At 52.8% G+C, this 816-nt stretch carries 1 protein-coding gene; it reads right to left on the reverse strand.

Going from position 1 to position 816, the window contains the following annotated elements; genetic code table 11:
- Nucleotides 1-138: 138 nt before the first annotated feature.
- The gene (locus HMPREF3027_RS09535) at nucleotides 139-459 is read right to left on the reverse strand and encodes a hypothetical protein (protein ID WP_141756237.1); all 321 of its coding nucleotides are present in this window, start codon (nucleotides 457-459) and stop codon (nucleotides 139-141) included.
- Between the last annotated feature and the right edge of the window lie 357 nt (nucleotides 460-816).

Here is an 816-nt window from a genome sequence, read left to right on the forward strand (position 1 = left end):
CAACTAAGCAATCGGTTAGTTGCAACTAAACTTTTGCCCCACCGTAGGGTAAAAATCCGCCCTTCGGATAAGAGCCTTTCCAAGGTGCTCCCTTACCTATTCAAAAGGCACCCTAAAAAAGGACCTCGCGGAGGTGAATTATCGTTTCTCCTCAATCGGGGTGGGCCGACGAAGCCCGAAGGGCTTCCATGGCCTATTAACCCAGCCTTCCCCCTCGGCAGGTATGCATAGCGTACCTGCCGAGGAGAAGGTTGGGAAGAGCGACAACCGTAGCCAACTACCCCGAAGGGGTTGCACTTTCACCTCCGTAGGCGTTGGAGTATATGCAACCCCTTCGGGGTAGCGTGGTAGCGGTGACCTCCCTACCCAAGCTTCTCCTTCAGGCTCACTGTCGTTCGCCTTCAAGGGGAAGCTTGGGTTATTAGGCCATGAAACCCCTTCGGGGTTTTCTTTGGTCATTGGTCAATAAGAGACAAGTAAGGACCTCGGAGAGGTCCCTCATAAATAGGCACAGGTCGGAGGGGCGAAAGCCCCGAACGACCTGTGTGCAAGAGCATATTCACCACCCCTTGACCCCGGTTGAGGGGTCAGACCTAGAAATAGGGTTGTCCGACCCCTCGGCCGGGGTCGCAAGGGTGTTTTACACCTATCTATACACAGGTCTTCGGCGCTTTGCCCTCGACCTGTGCCTATTTAGCACGGACCTCTGCCGAGGTCCTTTCTTATAAACAATGCTGAAAACCATACGGTAAGACCTTTCTAATGTACAACCACTGATATTCTAGCCCAAGTTTGACCCCTATTGGAGTGTAAGTA

The organism is Porphyromonas sp. HMSC077F02, assembly GCF_001815465.1.
Classification (GTDB): domain Bacteria; phylum Bacteroidota; class Bacteroidia; order Bacteroidales; family Porphyromonadaceae; genus Porphyromonas_A; species Porphyromonas_A somerae.

Coding starts and splice junctions, on each gene's coding strand:
- HMPREF3027_RS09535 (WP_141756237.1), bottom strand. CDS start 459: ATGACCAAAGAAAACCCCGAAGGGGTTTCATGGCCTAATAACCCAAGC.